Below are 19,883 nucleotides of genomic sequence, written 5' to 3' on the forward strand. Positions count from 1 at the left end.
AAGCGCAATTTCTAATTCATCATTCCCAATTCAGAATTTTACTGCAGCCCTTCCGCCATCTTCTGGAGCTGACCCAGCTTGGCGGCCCAGTCGGTCTCACGCTGGCGGTGATCGTCCAGCACCTTGGCAGGCACTTTTGAGGTGAAGTTTTCATCCGCCAGCTTGGCGCGCACCTTCTCCAGTTCGACCTCCACTTTGGCGATCTCCTTCTTCACACGCTCGCGCTCTGCGTCCACGTCGATGAGGCCTTCGAGCGGCAGGAAGAGCTCGCCAAACGGCGTGAGCACCACCGGCGTGCCTTTCGGCGCGGCATAGGCGGGATCGAGGTCCAACGTCTCTGCGTTGAGGAGGATCTTCACCACCTCCACCTCGTGAGAAGCCAGTTCGGAGGCGGGCTTGAGCACGAAGCGCACGCGCTTGTTGCTCGCGATGTTGGCACCGCTCTTGAGTCCGCGACCGAGGTTCACCACTTCCTGCTTGGCCGCAGAGAATTTTGCATCCTCTTCGGTCAGGCCGAAGTAGGCGAGCTCAGCTTCGTCGAAAGACTTGGGCCACGGGGCGAACATGATGGTGTCGCCGCCCTGTTCGGCCGGCATTTCCTTGTTGAAGCCCATGCCCTGCCACAGCTCCTCCGTGATGAACGGAAGGAAGGGGTGGAACAGGCGCAGCGTATGGCCGAGCACGAAGTCCATCACCGCCAGGGTGTTGGCCTTGCGGGCTTCATCACTGCCGTTCAGCACGGCCTTGGTGGCCTCCACATACCAGTCACAGTACTCACTCCAGAAGAAGCGGTAGAGCGTGGCGGCGGCATCGCTGAAGCGATACTCCTCCAATGCCGTGGTCACTTCTGCAATGCCGTCGCTGAGACGGGCGAGGATCCACTTGTCGTCGCTGCTCAGCAACTCAGGCTTGATCTCGCCCTCGGAGGCTCCGCCTTGCATCTGGCGGAAGCGGGCAGCGTTCCACAGCTTCGTACAGAAGTTGCGGCCCAGCTCCACGTTCTTCTCATCGAAGAGCACGTCAGCACCCAGAGGGGCGCTGCGCATGATGCCGAAGCGGAGAGCATCGGCGCCAAACTTCGCGATCAGCTCCAGAGGATCCGGCGAGTTGCCCAAGGACTTGGACATCTTGCGGCCCTGCTTGTCGCGGATGATGCCGGTGAAATACACGTTCTTGAACGGCATCTCACCCATCCACTCGTAGCCAGCCATGATCATGCGGGCCACCCAGAAGAAGATGATGTCGGGCCCCGTCACGAGGTCCGTGGTGGGGTAGAAGGCCTTGAGATCGTTGGTTTCCTTGGGCCAGCCCATGGTGGCAAAGGGCCACAACCAGGAGCTGAACCACGTGTCGAGCACGTCGGCATCCTGCGTCCAGCCATCGCCTTCCGGCGCGGTCTCGCCGCAGTACACTTCGCCCTCGCGGTACCACACGGGCACGCGATGGCCCCACCAGATCTGCCGGCTGATGCACCAGTCCTGAATGCCGCCCATCCAGTGGTCATACACCTTGGCCCAGCGGTCGGGGAAGAAGCGCATTTGCCCCTCAGCCACCACCGCCTGGGAGGCAGGCACGCTGGGGTACTTCAGGAACCACTGCTCGCTCAGGCGGGGCTCGATCGGCACGCCCGCGCGCTCAGAGTAGCCCACATTGTTCTGGTAGGGCTCCTCCTTCACGAGGTCGCCCATTTCACGGAGCAATTCCACGGCCTTCTTGCGGGCTTCGAACCGGTCCAGACCCTGCAGGTCCTTGCCGGCGAGCTCGTTCATCGAGGCGTTCGGATTCATGATGTCGATCTGCGGCAGGTTGTGCCGCTGACCGATTTCAAAGTCCGCCTTGTCGTGTGCCGGGGTCACCTTCAGCACGCCCGTGCCGAACTGCGGGTCGATGTGGTCGTCCGCCACAATCGGGATGCCTGCCTGATTTTCCAGGGGCAGGGGACGGCGCACGTGCTTGCCGATGAGATGGGCATAACGCTCATCCTTCGGGCTCACGGCGATCGCGGTATCGCCCGGGATCGTCTCAGGACGCGTGGTGGCGATGGTCAGCCAGGTGCCCGGCTCTTCCACCACCTCCACTTTGAAGTAGTACAAGTGGCCGTTCTGCTGGCGCATCTCCACTTCTTCATCGCTCAGGGCGGTGAGGGCGGAGGGGCACCAGTTCACCATGCGCTTGCCACGGTAGATCAGGCCCTTGTTGTACAGGTCCACGAAGACCTTGGTCACACACTTGGAGTACTCCTCGTCCATCGTGAAGCGCGTGCGCGACCAGTCGCAGGAGGCACCGAGGGCGCGCAACTGCTTGAGAATGATGCCGCCGAACTTCTCCTTCCACTCCCAGATCTTCTCCACCATCTTCTCGCGGCCAAGGTCGTCGCGGTGCTTGATGGAGCCGTCCTTCTTGAGAGTCTTTTCCACCACGTTCTGGGTGGCGATGCCGGCGTGGTCCGTGCCAGGCAGCCAGAGCACCTCCTTGCCTAGCATGCGGGCGCGGCGGGCCAGGATGTCCTGGATGGTGTTGTTCAGGACGTGCCCCAGGGTGAGGATGCCCGTCACGTTTGGCGGAGGGATGACGATCGAGTAGGCCGGGCGCTTGTCGGTCACGCGGGCGGGATCGGCGGTGAAGCAGCCACGCTCCAGCCATTGCGCATACCAGCGCTCTTCCACTTCGTTGGACGTGTAGGTCTTGCTCAGTTCGGGCATAGGGGCGCACAGCTTGCACCAAAAGGGGGGCGTTTGCAAACGGGCGTGAGAAACGATCCCAAGCCGTCCATCAGGATCAGCTTTGAATCCGGCGGGACTCGTATTACGTTTCCACCCTAGTGAAGTTCTGCCAGTATTCCCGCCGCCTCTTGCCCGTCCTTGGGCTGGGAGGTCTGCTTTTGTCCCCGTCTTTGTCGCCAGCTGCGCCCTCCGGGGCCGAGACTTCGCTGGAGGAGTTGCTGTCCCTCCAGACCCAGATTCAGTCCGTGCAGGAGCGCACCCGGAAGGCGCTGGTGGCCATCGAGTGCGGGGGCGGGACCGCCAGCGGGGTCATCGTAAGTCCCAACGGCCTCATTTTCACGGCCGCTCACGTGACGGGTGAGCCAAATCGCAAGGTGAAGGTCATCCTCTCCGATGGACGCACCGTGGAGGGAACCTCGCTGGGGCTGGATACCGCCACGGATTCCGCGATGATTCAGCTGCCCGCTCCGGCCAAAGCCTGGCCCTACGTCTCCATCAGCCGCGAGACCCGCGAGGTGAAGGTGGGCGACTGGTGCTACGCGCTCGGCCATCCTGGCGGGTGGGATGTCGCCCGCGGCCCCGTGCTGCGGATTGGCCGCATCGTCAAGGTGGCGGCCAACATGCTCCAGAGCGACTGCGTGCTCATGGGCGGCGATTCCGGCGGGGCGCTTTTCAATCCCCAAGGGGACGTCATCGGCATCCACAGCCAGATCTGGCAGGGCCGGGACCAGAATCTCCACGTCAGCATGGCTCCCTTCCTCCGGGCGTGGGAGGTCATGAAAAAGGGGCAAGTCATCACGGCCTGGGCTCAGGGGAGCGGCGGCTGGATCGGCCTCAGCACAGAGGCCGCCGAGGGTGGGCTCAGCATTCGGGCGATCGCACCGGACTCCCCGGCCATGAAGGCGGGTCTGAAGGAGGGCGATGTCATCATGAGCGTGAACAATGAGAAGCTGGCCGCTCCGGTGGACTTCTCGCAGGCCATTCGGAATCGCACGGCCGGTCAGTTGATCACGCTGAAGATCCGCTCGCCCCACGGGGAGCGGTTTGTGGAGGTGAAGCTCGGCCAGCGTCCCGAGCAGTAGGCCGGTATCGAGAGGACCATCATGCGACTGATTCCATCTTTTCCGAGACCGGGGTGCTTCAGCCGGTCGCTTGTTTCTTTGGTGTGCTTTGCCCTGGTCGGGGGCTGGGTGTTGGATGGCAGTGTGTTCGGCCAGGAAGTCCTGCCCGACGAACTGCGTACCAACGGCGCGGGCAGTCTCAAGGCGGTCCAGCCCGTCAAGAATCTCGCCATGCAGAGCGCCATTCAGCTAGGCAAGAGCAAGGAAAAAACGCTCACTGGGGTGGCAGCCACGCCAGACGGCTACATCCTCACCCTCGCTAGCGAGGCGGAACCGCTGAAACCTCTGCGCGCTTTCCTTTCCGATGGAACCAGCGCCGAGGTTCGCGAGGTCAAACGCGATGACCGGCTCAATCTGCTGCTCCTGAAAGTGGACCGGGCAGGTTTCATGCCTGCGGCCTGGGGTGAATCGCTCTCCCTGGACATCGGCCACTGGGTGGTGAGTCCCACTGAGCATGGCAGCGAGGTGCGGCTGGGGGTGGTGAGCGCCAACCGCCGTGCCATCCCCAACTCTGGCGCGGTTCTGGGCGTGCGCTTCGGGCTGGATGACGCTGATGTGGGTGTCATGGTGGAGGAAGTGGCCGCAGACAGTCCGGCAAACTTGGCGGGCATCTTGAAGGATGACGTCATCCTGGCAGTGGATGGCAAGGGAGTGTCCAAGAATGAAGCCGTGGCCCGCATCGTCTCGGGGCGGCAGCCAGGGGATCTGATCAAGATCAAGTACCGCCGGTCCGGCGCAGACAAGGAGACGGAAGTGCGTCTCGCCAGCAAGAGCCGCGTGCTCATGAACTGGGCGGGAGAGGACTTTGGCAATCACGGCACCTCCTTCCGCACCGACAACTATCCGGAGATCATCCAGCATGATCTGCCCCTGGGCCCCATGGACATGGGCGGTGCCGTCTTTGATCTGCACGGCCGCGCCATTGCCATCAATGTGGCCCGCGTGGACCGCGTCACCAACTACGCCCTGCCCGTCGAGGCCTTCCTGCCCGACCTGCTGAAGTGGTTGCGTGAAGACCGGCTCGCAGAAAAAGAGAAGGCCAAAAAGCGGGAGAAGTGAGAGGCTTCGGCCAGCTCGCCGAGTTCAAAATCGATTGCCTTTCTTGTCGGGAGTCGTATCTTCGTTCACCGATGACAGAATAAGAGCATCAGACTCCAAGTGGTTTCCTGAATCCCGCGCTCCATGGATGAGCCCGGGCAGCAGCGAGGTGATTTCACCGGCTGCTTGTGAACGCCAACCTGCTCTTCCGCCTCATCATGTCGATGACGCGGGTCCACGCTCATGTCTACCTCGGTTTCTTTTGCCAATGTCACTTGGTGCACCCCTGATGGTGACCCTCTCTTCACAGATCTGACCCTGGCCCTCACCGGCTGTCGGACGGGCCTCGTCGGCCGCAATGGTGTGGGGAAGTCCACGCTGCTCAAGCTGATCACCGGTGAACTCCGGCCGCATGCCGGCAAGGTGATCGTCCACGGTCGTGTGGCGTCCCTTGAACAGGTGGTTCAGGAAATAGAGGGCCAGACGGTCGCCGGGCTCTTCGGGGTGGGTGATGGGCTCGCCCTGCTGCGTCGTGCTGAGGCGGGCACGGCTGAACTCGATGAACTGGGTGAGGTGGACTGGACCCTGGAGGCGCGTATTTATGCCGCGCTGGGCAAGGTCGGCCTCGACGCTGGTCCGGACACTCTTTTGCAGGAGCTTTCCGGCGGCCAGCGCATGCGGGCCCGGATCGCGGCCGTCTGGTTCGCAGAGCCCGATTTGCTGCTGCTGGACGAGCCCACCAACAATCTCGACCTCGAGGGCAGGGCGGCGGTGCTCAGTCTCCTGAGGGAATGGTCGCACGGAGCGATTGTGATCAGTCACGATCGTGAGTTGCTGGAAACCATGGACGTCATCGTGGAACTCACGTCACTGGGAGCGAGGAAATATGGCGGCAACTGGTCCCACTACCGGGAGCGCAAGACGCAGGAGCTGGAGGCCGCCCAGCATGATCTCGCTCATGCGCAGAAGCGTCTGGCGGAGGTGGATCGTGATGCGCAGGTTGCCGTGGAACGCAAAGCGCGCCGGGATGCGGCGGGCCGGCGCAAAAACGCAAAGGGTGGGGAGCCGCCCATCCTGCTGGGGGCCCGGAAAGATCGCGCAGAGGATTCGGGAGGTGTCGGGGCTCGCTTGGCGGAGCGCCGACGGTCGGAGGCGGCGGAGGGGCTGGTTTCTGCGCGGGGACGTCTGGAAGTGATCCAACCGTTCACCGTAGTGCTGGCACCCACGGGGCTTCCCGCTGGAAAGACCGTGCTGGAAGTGGATGCGGTCACGGCTGGCTATGAACCGGGACAATCCATCGTGCGGGATGTTTCGTTCTCCATCACCGGACCGGAGCGAGTAGCGATTCAGGGCCGGAATGGCTCGGGCAAGACCACCTTGTTGCAGGTGATTTCCGGCAAGCTCGCCCCATGGGCTGGCAGTGTTCGACTGGGGGTGCCATTTGCCATGCTGGATCAGCAGGTGAGTCTGTTGATTCCCCAGCTTTCCATTCGGGACAATTACCGGAAGCTGAACCCTGACAGCGATGAAAATGCCTGCCGGTCCTCCCTGGCGAGATTCCGTTTCAGGGCGGACGCCGCACTACAGACCGTCGCCACCTTGAGCGGCGGGCAGTTGTTGCGGGCCGGACTGGCCTGTGTCCTCGGCGGTAGTCATCCGCCTCCTTTGTTGATCCTCGACGAGCCGACCAACTCCCTGGACATTGAGTCCATCGAGACGGTGGAGGCCGGGCTCCGCGGGTATGATGGAGTGCTGCTCGTGGTCAGCCATGATGAGGCGTTTCTTCGCGGAATTGGTATTACGCGGAGGATAGTGCTGTCAGGGTCTTAAGGCGCGCAAGCTGCACTGGATATGGGAGGTGTGGCTTGAAAGCCTTGGGCTTAGTCAGAGCTTTATGCCCACTACTCAGCGGGATGTAGTCCTGAATTCCTTGAATCTGAATCAAGGCTCGTAGAACGTCAACCCTGAGAACGCTTTGCATCTGGTGTCGATACGTTGATCCAAGGAGGCTTTGTCCAGCAAGGATGCAAGATGGGTGCGGTCATCGGCACTCAGCAAGAGGGATTGGGTTCGAGACACGACACCAACATAGCAGATATCTGCTTATTGCATACATATTAATAGGACGATGCGCTAGCTGGCGTCCGCCCTCAAGAACGTCAACAACTTGAACCCGACCCATGACCTCAATCATGGGCGAGCATGCCTTCTCATCCTCTCCGTCGTCCACGGTGTTGAATCCGGCCACCTGCGCCGCGGCAAGACCATCAGCTCCTGCATCAAGACTTGCCCGATCTGGGGTGTTCTCACGAGCATCGTTGCAATCATTTATCTCGCGGTCTGCAAACCCATGCTGTGATCTTCACAGGTGGAACTGTCCGGGCCTCAACGGCGGCGCCAAATTGACAACGCGACAAGCTCTTGGCAGCTTCGCGAAGCGAGGCTACCCCTCTAACACTAAGTTCGCTGGAAAATCCCAGCGCCATTGTGATCGCGGTCCAGGCGGGAAGCCAAGTGGATATTCCATTAGAAAGCTTGAACTTCGGGTCAAGTTAGCTCACCAAGTGCGCTCGAGTTGTCTGGCAGTCCATCCAATTCCCCTGCCAACCGATGAGTCACCGACGCCCAACCAAAAGTCATCCATGCTGTCTTGTCCAAATGCTTGAACTCCCAGCCAATTCGCTCCTTTTACCCCTTGTTCGCCAAAAAACATTCCCGCTGAAAGGTGTTTTGAGAATACACCTCCCACTTCGATTGCATTGATAAGATTGGGAGTTTCAAAAAATTCGGCTCCGTTGGAATGCAAATCAACCGATCTCATCAAGGGATCAGCACGATCAAGAAGCACTCTCAGTTTTTGAGATACCAAGGTAGGTTTGCCTGTCTTCGACGATAACTCAATATCCAATTGATTGAGATTGTCCACCCCCTCGTGAACCTCCTTTGCAGTGGAAGCGATTTCTTTCACTTTTTCAATGTTGTTTCCATTGCCCTGACCCTCGTTGAAAAGCTGTATACAAGCGCCGCTGATGGCTCCATTTGCAAACTTCCCGCCGCCCACAACGGATGCTGTCCCCCCCACCAAGGCGGACAAAACAGTCTTAGCAGCCACCCCGAGATTTGCTTGATTGGTAAGCGGCGACAATCCCGCTGTAAATCCCGCAGCCAAGAATCCGTGAGTGAAACTTCCACCGCCGAGTTCAGATGCTCCACCGCTGACAACCCCGTGCGCAACCACCTTCGCTAGATAGTTTTGCGCTGTTGTCGCATGCCCCAACACTTCACCCACCTGGAACGCTCCAAATGCAGCGATCCCCGAAATCGCTCCAGACTTCAGTCCGGCACGCATCGCATCGCCAACGCTCCCCCCGGCAAGCAAGGTTCCGCTGAAGGCGGTTCCAAAGCCAAAACTAGCCCCTGCGACAGCTGCGCCAAAGCTGGTTAGTCCAAATCCTCCAGCTCCTGCAATCGCGCTAAATGCAGTCCCTAAGCTAACACTTTGCCCTGCCAGTATTGCTGCGCCCCAGACGCCCATTCCAGCAGTCACAATTCCAATGCCCACCGCCGCAATCGTCTTCCAATTGTTCTTCAAGAACTTCCCTATACTCTTGAAGAAAAACCCGCTCGGATCCGTCATCGACAACGGATTGTTCAACACATAACTGTACCGATTTAAGTTCTGCAAGTTATCGGGCGATTGCACAAACGGATCCGGACTGAGAAAACGTGCCGTAAGGGGATCATAGACACGCCCCCCCATGTGCACGAGGCTCATAGCGTGCAGCATCTCGTGTCCGGTGAAGCCGCGATGAGTTTCCTCCGCCCCGGGTTCCGGCGGGGTGGGATAAGTGACTGCCCAGGCATTGTTCGCGAAAGTCAGTGTGCGCGGTCTGCCCCACGCGTCGAAGCTCTGGCGCTCGACCACGCCACCGCTGCTATCCGTGATCGCATCCACTGAGCCCAGGTGGTCCTTGTGGATGTAGCGAGTCTTGGGCGCAGTCGCCGAAGTGGTGCGTGCCTCCGTATGAATGGCCGTGACGCCTCCACCACCTGCCACATAGTGGATGTGGCGAACGAGCCCCTCAGAGGTGACCTCGCGTTCATACAGGCCACCTACATAATCTCGCACAGTCTGATGGAGCTTGCCGGACGAGGTTTTCCGGTACAGCGTCTGCCGGTAGAGAGCGCGGTCGGTGCCATAGTCAAACCGGAGGCTTTCTTCTCCCTTGCGGATCCTCAGTGGTTTGTTGAAGGAGCTGTAGTCCAGGCTGGTGGCTCCATCAATGGTGCGATTGCCCTTCAAGTCATAGGAGCAGAGTTTGTTCAAGCCTGTGGTGCTCTGAGAGACCGCAGTGACGGCGTGGGGGCCGGAGCCTCCTCCTCCATATTCCAAGTGACCCACATCGCTGCGTTGCAGCAGATTTCCCAGATCATCATAGGCAGCCGTCACCGGGGTGGATGCCGTGGTGGCAACCTGGGTGAGGCGGTTTAAGGTATCATACTGAAACTGCTCCGCGAATGGCGCGGCATAGCGGAGGTCCCGACGGGCTGAGAGATTCCCCACGAAGTCGAAATCAAACTCCAGCTTCTGGACATCTCCCGCAACCGTCCGGCCCGCGGTGATGGCCTCCACCAGACCGGTCTCTGGGTCAAAGGTTCGAGAAGTGACGACGCCATTGCCCTGAGCCTCCTGCGTCACCTGGCCCCGAGCGTTGACGGTCAACGCCCGCCAATAGACGAGCGAAGCATTCGAGGCATGCTGCACCTGCTCCAGGTGCCCAAGAGAGTTGTAGGACTGCCGGACCGCAAAGCCACTGGGATAAGTGATGGTAGCAGGCCTGCCGATGGGGTCGTACTGCTTCGATGTGGCGAAGACCTGGGAACCGTGGCTTTCCGTCGCAGCAACGGGCCGGGCCAGAACGTCATAGTAGTGTTGCCTCTGGAAGCCGCTAGTACTCTCCCTGGCAAGCTGGCCGATGCCTTGGGCAGCCGTGTCATACTCGAAGGTGGCGCCCCCTTCAGGCTCAATGCGGGCTACGAGACGACCGAGGACATCATACTGCATCTCCACAATTTGACCGGCAGCGTTGGTCTGGTGGGTGAGTTCGCCAAAGCCGTTATATGAGTAGGTGGAGATGCCGCTGTTGGGCTCGGACATCCAGACTTTATTGCCGCGATGGTCATAGCGGAGCTCCGTGGTGTTTCCAGCAGGATCCCGCACAAAGCGAATGCTCCCGTAGGGATCATAGGAGCGGGTGACCGTCTTCCCTAAAGCCCCCAAGTGCTGAGTGGAGGCCACCGTCCACCCCATGGCATTCACGCGGGTGGAGGTCTTCTGGAAATACGATGCCGTAGCGGTGCCGGCGGTTCGCTCCAGTGTGACAGTCAGGCCGTCATAGGTGGTCTTGGAGACACGATTGCCAGGGTCGGTCTGCAGGGTCTGCCGTCCCACAGCATCGTACTCCATCACCGAATACAATGGAGTCTCCCCCAGGAACGCAGGATGGGAAGCATGGCTAACCTCGCCACGGGCATTATACACCTTGTGAGCCAGGACAGTGCGACCATCGAAGGCGATTGCGTCTGAACGGATCTCCCGATCCAACAGGTCATACCATACCGTTTTGGGTGCCCCACCTGTGGACTGCACGCGCACATAGTGGACGGCTCGCGGTGGTGCACCCAACGTGGCCCCCGTGACTCGGCGGAAAAAGCTCCTTGTCTCCGTGCCATCCGCCCGAGTTTCTTTTTGAGGTCGCCCCAAGGCATCGTACTGCCAGGTGGTGGTGAGGCCATTGGGGCCCGTCTGGCTGAGCGTATTCCCCAGCAGCGGATCATAGACCTTCGACTCGGTATGCCCTTTGGCATTGGTGGTGGAGGCCAGGAACCGGCCGTCTGGAGTGTAAGTGGTGCTTGTGACGCGGGCGGCAGAGCCAGGGATGCTCAGAGTGCTGGTCAGGATATTACCGAACCCATCATGCGCGTAGTCCTTTTGCTGACGCAGTTCCCCAGCACCAGGCTCCACCACTTCCTGCACCAGCAGTCCAGTGACAGGATGATACTGGAACGTGGCCACTCTGGAGGCACTCACGGTGCCGCTACTGCCCGGAATGGGGTTCGGGGCAGTCTTCGTCACTGTGCTGGTAGTGAGTCGGCCGAGGTGCCATTGGGTGGCCGAAGGTGAGTCCGCATAGAGGTTGACCACCTCCTCTGTCAAGAAGCTCCCGTCTGGTGCTGATGTGGTCGTGGTGCTGGCGAGCAGATTGCCAAAGGCATCATAGGAGGCTTTTCCATCGACAGGGCCTCCACGAGTAACCGAGCCACGCAATGCAGTGGCGCTGGGCCGATTCACCTCATAGCTGTGGCTGGCACTCGTTGCCTCTGCGACAAAGTAGGTGTTCGGCTTTCCTGCCCGGGTCGTGGTGAGCAATTGCCAAGTGGTCGTACTCTCGCTGATCAGCGCACTTCCTCCTGCTTGGGCTGCCGACAATCGTTGCTCGGTTCGTTTAGGACGACCTGCCAACAGAGGGCTCGAGTTTTCGTATTCCGTCCGTGTGATGATCCCCGAAGTGGCGTCCGTGGAGACTACGGCTTGAAACCCCTGAAATCCCCGCCCAGTCATGTCCGCCCAAGCACCTTCGTAGCGGTAAGTAATGGTGTTGCTGCCCAATTGAGAAGCGTTGGCACCAGTGAAGGCATCGCCATCAACGCCGTTCCGCTGAGTGACGGCGCTGACCACGCGCATGGGCATCTGGAGATCGTAGTAGGGATAGGCAAAGCTGTTGCCCCGAGTATAGACGCTGGAGTCTGTGAGAAGTTGATAGCTGAAGTTTGTCCTCTGCCCGTGGCCATAGTCCACGGCCTCCACCACAAGCGGGTCAAAGCCCTCCGCTTGGACGGACCAACAGCCATCGTTGCTCGAAAAGTAGAGAAAGTCCCCCTTGCCATCTCCATTAAAGTCACCTGTGACAAAGCGGCTCCCACCATCACGCTCCCGTTCAGCCCACGTCCCGGCGGCTGCGCCCTTGTCCACCTGGAAGGTGCCATCCCCTCGCGAGTAGGCGATGAAGTTTTTGTGAGGCGCAGCCGCGAAGTGTAGCACGTCGGAGAGGCCATCCCCATTGAAGTCCTCGGATACCAGGTGGTCACTGTTATCTCCAATATCCACCCCTGCGAACCCACCCGGGGTCTGCTGATAAGTAAAGGAACCGTCGCCTTTCGAGGTCAGCAGCCAACTGTCATCTGGGCTGGTTGACTGGTAGAAGATATCCGTGAGGCCGTCCCCGTTGTAATCCCCTCCCACCATGCAAGCGGAGGTGGAGTACTGCAGATTCGAAACGCCCATGCTGGCATGGTCTTTCATCTCGAATGAGCCGTCTCCCTTGGATAGTGCCAGCCAGTGAAACTGCCGGTCAGTGTAGTGTAGATGCAATACATCCCCCCGCCCGTCGCCATTAAAATCTCCCGGGATGATCCAGGACCTGTTGGGAATACTCGAGACAGGTTTGTTCTCGAGCCCTGCCGGGTTCTCGATGCGTTGGAACGTGCCGTCTCCATTGGAGAGCGCCACGATCTGGTCCCCATTTCCTTGGAGTCGCAAGATGTCGGCTCGCCCATCCGCATTAAGGTCCATGGTGATCAGATCTGCCCAGTCAGTGGTAGCGTAGTCCAGATTCGTGATGCCACTGATTTGAGCTCCTGTTAGAACTCGGAAGGTGTTATCGTTCTCGGCCAATGCCAGGAAGTTTCCGGGGTTTTGATCTCCCCGGATGTGGAGGATGTCGGAGCGACCATCGCCATTGAAGTCAGCAATACGCACCCGGGAATTCCCCGTCCATCCCGAGATGGGGTGCGCCACCAGTTCGGGGATAGGCTTGGTCAAGCCAAAGAGGCCTGCACCTGTCGCGAGCGCTTTCCAGTGGGAGCCATGCTCATCCAACATCAGCAAATCGTGCTTGCCGTCCTTGTTGAAGTCGCCCGTGATCAGTGGCACCGGCGGCGATTGACCGATATCCTCGTTCTCAAGCTGACCATGCTCGTCGAGGATGGTGAAGCGCGAGCCAGCTGTCGCCTTCCACTGAAAACTGACAGGAGGAAGCTGAGAGCCGTCGGACAGCGTTTCTTGAATGCTGAGGAGTTTGCTAAGATTGGAGATGGCGGCCTGCTCATAGACGAGCGAGTAACGCCTCACCATGGTGGATACTCCACCCTTCGTTGCCCGGGACTCCACGCTGCGCAGCCGTTTGAGGAAACGCATGGCATACCCTGCCATGTAACCACTTTTTGGATCGGGGCGGTCTTCATATTCAAAGACGATCGATTGGTTTGCCGTGAGGGCCTGCGTTGTATTCTGTGTGTATGCGATACTGGTGACAAGCAGTTCTCCCCTCTGCCGCCCGAGGACGTCGTAGCCAAACGTCATGCTGTTTCCGAGGGTGTCGCTGATTTTCTCCACCGCCCAAACCAATGCCGAAGGACAACTTTCGGGAGAGACGCGGGAACCGGAAGTCGTCCCGAACTCAAGGATCAGCCCCGCCTTTGTTTCCACGACCCATCGTGCCGGGCCCGACCCTTGCTGTTGATAACTCCGAATGCGTGAGGAAGGATCAAACTCCAGACGATATTCGGTGCCATCTGCCCCATCCAGACCATTGATGGCAATCAACCGTTGACCGTCCAGGGCAAAACGATCATTGGTGCCGAAGGCAACACTCCCCTTGAAGCCATCCTGAGCCGTGGAGGCTCCAACCCGTGAAATGGCACTCATGCCGCTCAAGCTGAATCCAAGCCCTAATGGGCCGTTGCCCCCCTGGCTGGTGTAGTTGATGGATAGCTTGGGTTGCATGCCCGCAGTACCAGGCGAAACAACAATGGGAACGCTGACCTGTGCCGCCCCAGATTCAGACACGCCGCTCTCTACTGGAGAGTAACCAGATGAGATCCCCGAATGGTCAGGCACGATCGGAATCGTGCCGGAGGTGAAGCTCCAGTCCGCAGACTGCCCCCCAACAGTGAGGGTGAAACTTTGGGGCATTCCGGTTTCGGCGGGTGCAACGGCTTCCAGCCAGAGCACGTCTCCTGCTTTGACCGAGACACTGGAGAGAGATTGAAGCACTCCATTCACATAGAGTCTGGCACCTGCTGGAACAGAGGCCGACACTGTCCCTGCGAAACCACCCAATGTGATGGCATTGGATCGAACCGTCGTGCCCGTCAGCGCAATCTGACCCGGTGTGAAAACGAAAGGTTCGATAGCGGGGCTGGTGACCGAGATGTCGTCGCGCGTGACCCTGAGCCGCATAAAGGCTGTGGATCGATCCGCCAATGACTGAAGGTCTTGGTACTTTACCTGCCTCAGACCAGGAGTCAGGTTATCTCCCTCATCCTGAGTGGTGAGCGTTGACGGCGGCATCGATCCTGAAAAACCGAGCAGCGGGTCCGGTGACCAGTTCGCCAGATCTGTGGAAGTTTGGCAAATCACACCGAGCGCGGGGTCGTCGGTGCGGATCCAAGTGGTCAATGATGGATGCCTCAAGGCAGGATCGGCCCCACCGGGCACGGCAAAGACGTAACAGGCTGAGGCGGGAGTGAATGACTTCGGGTCGGTTTTGCACGCATATTCCACCAGGTTGCAGATCCCATCATGGTCTGGATCCGCCCGATATCCCCAAATGGAAGCCTCAGAAGCAGTGCTTGCAGACACCACCAAGCCCCAATTTGTCGCAGTCCATTGCGTGTAAGGGTCAACAGTGGCTCCCACTGCGGGAATGCAGCAAAGAATTCCGGCAAGACAGATGGCGGACAGTGTGGAGGGGGATGCGGCACGCATAGCTTCTGAATGCGAAGGCTTCTGGTTTGCTCCGTACGGAGGCATACCTCTGCGCGCGTTTTTCGATGCGGCAATCGAAAATTTTGGCACATATGTGCCTGAAAACGTTCGCTGGGTCTTTGGATGCAAATGAGCCTCGGCGGCAAAGTGTTGGGCGCGGTCGCAGCTCGCCACGCCAGCTTGTCCGGGATAGTTCAAACTTTGCCTGTCACTAACAAGCTCTACAGCAGGGACTTGGCATCCCAGTGCTGCAATCTTTTCATCGCCAGCATCCCATGGCTGAGAAGTCGGCCAGCGATTCCAATTCAGAATCGATAAACGCGACATCGCCCCGGAGATGAAACCCTACCCAAGGTTCAGTGCCAGCCGATGCGAGATACAGTGTTCGCTCGAACTCCCGGCTCCATCCCCAATCACGCGGCGCATGAGGACAAACTTTGGCGGAAAGGTGTTGCAGCAACGCGTGGACGGCCGGTGTCCAGGGACCGACGGGACGTCGGACTCGGCTGCCGAATCGCGTCACGGTGGATACGCTGCCGGACGCGGACTCTCCCTCTCCTTAGATCGCGTCCGGTGTTTGACATCCCTGCGTTTTCCTACGCCTCGATCGCCTTCTTCACCACTTGCATGGTGGCGGCCTGGCGCTCGTGGACGAAGTCCATGGCCTTCTTCACCTTGGCTTGGGCGGCGGGATAGTCGCTGTTGATAGTCAGCAGGGTGTCCACCGTCTTGCCCGCGGGCGTGGAGTCGAGCTCGAGGAGCCATTCGGAGAGGCCGATGTCCTTGAACATCCAGCACTTGGGACTGTGGAACTCTGAGTACGTGTGAATGATCGGCGTGCCATTGGCCAGCGCGATGATGGGCGAGTGCGGCTCGTGGCACACGACCGTATGGGCACGGGCGAAGACGGAGGCCGCTTCGTCCGCATTCCAGAAAGTGTCCAGATTCACCACATGCTTTTGAATGTCTGCCGGGAGCAGGTCATAGATGAGGCGCTTGTTGTGCACCATCTCCTTCTTCACCTCGGGCGAGATCAACACCTTGTACCCGGTGCGTTGGACCCACAGCGTCACGAGTTCGCGGTAAACACCGGCGCGGCGTTCGTCGTCGGCCACCTGTTCCGGAGTGGGGTGCAGGGGATTCAGCGGCGGATTGTGCACCCCGGGGTGCTTGGCAGTGTGCGTGCGCAGTTGCAGGGTGATGAACTTGCGGTCTTCCAGGCCAGCTTGTTTCATGAACGCCAGAGCCTTTTCATCATCGCGCACATCAATGCCGAAGCAGCCGTCTGGGGCAAACTCCAGCACCGGCGTTTTGACCCCGGCGGTCTGCAGGATTTCCAGGGTCCTGCCTTCGCGGCAATAGACAAAGGCGGCGTTGTTCAGCAGTTCGATCCGCTCGGCCGCCTTTTCGCCCTGCACGAAGTCGGGGAAGTATGATTGACCGTAGAGACCGTAGGGCTTTCCAATCTTCCGGCAGTAGCTCATGAACGAAGTGTCCGTGCCCATGCCGGAGTTGTGGATGGCCACGTCCGCGCGTTTGAAGGCTTCGACCAGCGCCTCACCCTTCTTGTCCTGCTTGGTCAGATTGCCTTGCAGGATCTCCACTTTGGGAAAGCGGCGGCGCAGCATGGCTTCGACGCGGCCATCCAGCTTGGAGGCCCAGAGGATGACGTGCGCCTCGGGGAGGTGTTGCTCAAGAATGCGCAACGTGCCCGGGGTGTGACCGATGTCGCCAATGTTCACCGTGTCCCACGCGGACTTCAGCAGGACGGTCTTGCCCTTGCCGGCATCCTGCCCGAATGCGGGCAGGGAAGCGGCTCCCAGAGCCAGGCCGGCTTGGGAGAGGAAGGTGCGTCGGGTCTGCGTGGGAGCTGCTGGGGAGGACATGAAGAAAGGGGCGAAACGGGAAGAATGTAACGGCTTCACCCGCCCGGGCAAGGCTTCCATGCTTTGGCGGCGATCCAAATCTGGCCGGAGGGATCACATCTGACGGTTCTGATCCGTCCCCGCCCACCAGCCAGAGAGGCGGTCCCCTGGGAACGGGGGAATGGCCAGCCCTGCGGATTCATAGTGAGAGGTGTCGTTGAAGAGTGTGAGCCGGGCGCGAACGGGGCTCTTGAAATCCACAATGTTCAGCGCGGCAGGACTCTGGTCCAGATTGTCCCGGTAGCGCCGTGGGTCGAAGCCAAGAAGGGAGCTGAGCAGCAGGCGGATGGTGGCCTTGTGGGAGACGATCGCCACATTCCCTGAAGGATGCGCATGCAGGATGTCCATGAGGGCGGGCAGGGAGCGGGCGGTGACGGCCAGGCCGCTCTCTCCGCCGGGAGGAGCAAAGGTGAAGGGATCCTCCTCCCACGCCGCCGCCTCTTCGGGGTACTTTGCCTCCACTTCAGGGCGGGTCATCTCCTCCCAGTGACCGTGCGAGATCTCGCGAAGACCATCCCGAGGCTGCACCTCCAGTCCATGGGGCTGGGCCAGGATGCGGGCGGTCTCCATCGTTCGGTCCAGGGGCGAGGCATAGACGGCAGTGAGGTTTTCATCAGCCAGCCGGATGGAGAGCCGGCGGGCCTGCTCCCGCCCCTGGTCCGAGAGGGGAACATTGATGGAGCCGGCAAATCGGTCCTCGGCCGTGAGGATCGTGGCACCGTGGCGAATGAGAAAAATGCGGGTGTTCATGGAGAAAAGGGAGGAGGGAAAGTTGTCAGGCAGAAATCAGACCACTTCCACACGGCTATTGTGCCCTTCCCAATGGTTGGAAGCCAGCCAGTAGAACGTGAACTCTGCTGCTCCACCGACAGGCAACGCCGTGGTGGGCAGATCCACATACCACAAGCCCAGGGCTTCGTTGCGTGTCGTTTCCGTCTCTTGAGTGGACTGCCAGCCGTCCAACGACCACACCACTCTGGCACCGGCATTAAGCACGATGCGAAGTGTCTTGCCGTCATGCATGTGCCGCAGCGGATGGCGGAAACTCCAGATCTCATGCGTGCCGTGGGTGCGTCGGATGGCGTAACGGTCTCGAACCGGAGGCAGGAGGTCAAAGCAGACGCCGTCATTGCGGCTGCGGACGAGCGAGACGTACTCCGCATGAGACCAGCAGAGAGGCATGGCCGCACCGGTGGGGCCGCCGGGGCGCAGGTGCTCGCCCAACGGGGCGTCGTCCCAGAGTTGCTCGCTGATCATACCGCCGTCATTGGCAAACTCTTCCATGGCCTTGATATAGGGCATGGGGTCACGTCCCGCCGCGAGTTCGTAGTGGCCGCGTTCTCCCGTGAGAATGGGCCAGGATCGGCCCACGCCGCCGCCATCAAAGGGGCCGCCATCCGACTTTTGCCCGTAGCCGTCGTGGTTGTACCGTCGCCAGCCGGGTCCCTGAGGCAGATCGCGCTTGATGACACCATCGATGACCTCCAGTGACTCAAGGATGACCGGATCATCGGCGGGGCGGATGCCCAGTCGCACGAGGTGGAGGAAATCACCTCCCACCACGTTCCGGGCCGGGTGATAGCCACCGCCATTGGCCACCAGCAGCACGAGCGAGTCGGGATCAGGATGGGGATCAGGAGCCAACGGGTCCGCAGGCGTGATGCGGACATAGTGGCGGGATCGCCCCGGCACCAGATCGCCCCGCGTGGTGACGGTCCACTCCTCCAGATGGTCAGACAGCCAGTCGGCATAGGCGAGGATGAACTCGGAGGTGTCGCCAAGGTCACGTTCCTGGGCAAATTCAGCCGCAGCCACCAGGCCGGCGATCACTGTCGCCAGCGTGGAGGGGGAGTATCCCGCATTCTCCTCCCAGCGCTCCTGCATGGTGACGGGACCATTCTGAATGAGATGACCGGCGGCGTGGCGGATCATCTTCCACGGGTCAAACAGGCCGAGTCCGTTGCCTTTGTGCTTTAACCTCCAGGCCAGCAGGATGGGCGCGGCCACCTCATCCATCTGCATGCCCGGCCAGTAGGCGTTGCCATTGATCCAGGAGTTCTGCGGGAAACTGCCATCTTTCCCCTGGATGGTGCTCAGCCAGATCAGGGCGCGCAGCGGCGTGCTGTGTTGCCCGGTGGCCAGCAGCGCGCTGGCGCTTTGCACGAGGTCACGTGTCCATACCAGATGATAGCCGCCGAGGTCATCGTCTCCTTTGGATTCGCCCCAAGGGATGCTCATGGAGGCCACCAGCGCCCCCTGGAAGATCTTGTCTTCATGAGAGAGCAGGATGCACCGGCTCAGGCGGTACATGCTGCCCTGATCTGCGGTGTTGTGGCTGAAGTCATACTTGGGATCGATCACCGCCCGCTGCCACTGCTTCACATAGCCTTCCCGATGGATCTCAAAGGGGGTGGCCAGGGATTGCAGCAGCTTGGCTGCCGTGCTCTGGCAACTGCCGCCTACGCCGACCGCGATGGTGAATTCGCCACTGTCCGTAAGCCTAATTTCACCCGTGAGCGCAATGTTGCCGTGCTCCGCCGCACGGAACTGCCAGTCCATCTGGAAGTTGTCGGACAAGTCCTGCCAGCCATCGCTGGCTCCGGCGAATCCCACCGAGCGCTTGGAAAAGCCCGTGCTGCATCCCAGCAGCAGATGCGTGCCTGCTCTCTCCGCATGCAGCAACTCCGCACCACCCAGGTCGCAGCACCAGCCCGAGTTCCCCTCTCCGCGACCCGCAATGTGCGGTGCCAGCAACACATAGAGCCGCAGCTTCCCTTTCAGCGCTTTATCCTTCACCTCCAGCCGAACCTGCATGAGCAGCACGGAGCGATGTGGGTCCGTGAGGATCTGCTTCACCAGCCGGTAGCGTCCATCTGGAGCCGTGTTGATGATCTGGTAGAACGGGCAGTCTTTCTCCGGGTAGCTGATCTCGTGGCTCAGATCGCGCTTTTCCTCATGAAAGAACGTTTCGCCGTCAGTGATGAGAAGCTGGCAGTCCCGGGTGTTCGGCTGATCCACATGGGGATAGTAGATCTCATTGATGATGCCGTGGCTCAGGGTGAACCACACCCGGCAGCTCGTGTGGTAAGACGTGCCCAGGCCCTCCTTCGCGCTGGAGGTCCAGCGGGGTGGGATGCCCGGCGCGCCAAAGACGGTGCTGGCTGTGCCGGCGTCTGGCTGAGAGGAGGGATGAGGATTCATGCGGCTGGCCGGGATACGTTTGCCATGACCCGGTAGTGGGGCAAAT

The 19,883-nt window shown here is 60.2% G+C and carries 8 protein-coding genes and 1 pseudogene; 3 read left to right on the forward strand and 6 right to left on the reverse strand.

The annotated features are described in order from the left end of the window. Positions 1-38 precede the first annotated feature (38 nt). Complete coding sequence (locus tag BV106_RS08475; protein WP_038163358.1) at positions 39-2,702, reverse strand: valine--tRNA ligase; 2,664 nt, start codon at positions 2,700-2,702, stop codon at positions 39-41. Between the two features lie 119 nt (positions 2,703-2,821). On the opposite strand from BV106_RS08475, the gene BV106_RS08480 reads away from it, so the two are divergent. The 3 genes from BV106_RS08480 to BV106_RS08490 all read left to right on the forward strand — a co-directional run bounded on the left by BV106_RS08480 (position 2,822) and on the right by BV106_RS08490 (position 6,712). Beyond that, complete coding sequence (locus BV106_RS08480; protein WP_051945428.1) at positions 2,822-3,805, forward strand: S1C family serine protease; 984 nt, start codon at positions 2,822-2,824, stop codon at positions 3,803-3,805. 21 nt (positions 3,806-3,826) lie between these two features. Next, positions 3,827-4,903 (forward strand): S1C family serine protease, encoded by a 1,077-nt coding sequence (locus tag BV106_RS08485; RefSeq protein ID WP_081891606.1) that lies wholly within the window; start codon positions 3,827-3,829, stop codon positions 4,901-4,903. Positions 4,904-5,125: 222 nt separating this feature from the next. Beyond that, positions 5,126-6,712, forward strand: a complete 1,587-nt coding sequence (locus BV106_RS08490) for an ABC-F family ATP-binding cassette domain-containing protein (RefSeq protein ID WP_038163362.1) — start codon at positions 5,126-5,128, stop codon at positions 6,710-6,712. A gap of 727 nt (positions 6,713-7,439) precedes the next feature. On the opposite strand, the gene BV106_RS08500 is transcribed toward BV106_RS08490, so the two are convergent. The 5 genes and pseudogenes from BV106_RS08500 to BV106_RS08515 all read right to left on the reverse strand — a co-directional run bounded on the left by BV106_RS08500 (position 7,440) and on the right by BV106_RS08515 (position 19,837). Beyond that, entirely contained in the window at positions 7,440-14,183 is a 6,744-nt protein-coding gene (locus BV106_RS08500) for an FG-GAP-like repeat-containing protein (RefSeq protein WP_265595454.1), read from the reverse strand. A gap of 973 nt (positions 14,184-15,156) precedes the next feature. Continuing rightward, positions 15,157-15,234: pseudogene (locus tag BV106_RS39240) on the reverse strand (aminoglycoside phosphotransferase family protein); the annotation flags it as partial. A gap of 73 nt (positions 15,235-15,307) precedes the next feature. Next, positions 15,308-16,597, reverse strand: coding sequence for a polysaccharide pyruvyl transferase family protein (locus BV106_RS08505; RefSeq protein WP_038163371.1), 1,290 nt, complete (start codon positions 16,595-16,597; stop codon positions 15,308-15,310). A gap of 93 nt (positions 16,598-16,690) precedes the next feature. Continuing rightward, positions 16,691-17,386 carry a histidine phosphatase family protein gene (locus BV106_RS08510; RefSeq protein ID WP_038163373.1) on the reverse strand — a complete coding sequence of 232 codons (696 nt, stop codon included), beginning with the start codon at positions 17,384-17,386 and terminating at the stop codon, positions 16,691-16,693. A gap of 36 nt (positions 17,387-17,422) precedes the next feature. Continuing rightward, on the reverse strand, positions 17,423-19,837 hold the full coding sequence (locus tag BV106_RS08515; RefSeq protein ID WP_038163376.1) for a glycoside hydrolase family 15 protein: 2,415 nt from the start codon (positions 19,835-19,837) through the stop codon (positions 17,423-17,425). Positions 19,838-19,883 lie beyond the last annotated feature (46 nt).

The organism is Verrucomicrobium sp. BvORR106, from assembly GCF_000739655.1.
Lineage (GTDB): Bacteria > Verrucomicrobiota > Verrucomicrobiia > Verrucomicrobiales > Verrucomicrobiaceae > Verrucomicrobium.

What these genes read in the sequence shown, in the direction of transcription:
- BV106_RS08475 (WP_038163358.1), bottom strand. Translation starts at nt 2,702, where the DNA reads ATGCCCGAACTGAGCAAGACCTACACGTCCAACGAAGTGGAAGAGCGC.
- BV106_RS08485 (WP_081891606.1), top strand. Translation starts at nt 3,827, where the DNA reads ATGCGACTGATTCCATCTTTTCCGAGACCGGGGTGCTTCAGCCGGTCG.
- BV106_RS08490 (WP_038163362.1), top strand. Translation starts at nt 5,126, where the DNA reads ATGTCTACCTCGGTTTCTTTTGCCAATGTCACTTGGTGCACCCCTGAT.
- BV106_RS08500 (WP_265595454.1), bottom strand. Translation starts at nt 14,183, where the DNA reads ATGCGGCTCAGGGTCACGCGCGACGACATCTCGGTCACCAGCCCCGCT.
- BV106_RS08505 (WP_038163371.1), bottom strand. Translation starts at nt 16,597, where the DNA reads ATGTCCTCCCCAGCAGCTCCCACGCAGACCCGACGCACCTTCCTCTCC.
- BV106_RS08510 (WP_038163373.1), bottom strand. Translation starts at nt 17,386, where the DNA reads ATGAACACCCGCATTTTTCTCATTCGCCACGGTGCCACGATCCTCACG.
- BV106_RS08515 (WP_038163376.1), bottom strand. Translation starts at nt 19,837, where the DNA reads ATGAATCCTCATCCCTCCTCTCAGCCAGACGCCGGCACAGCCAGCACC.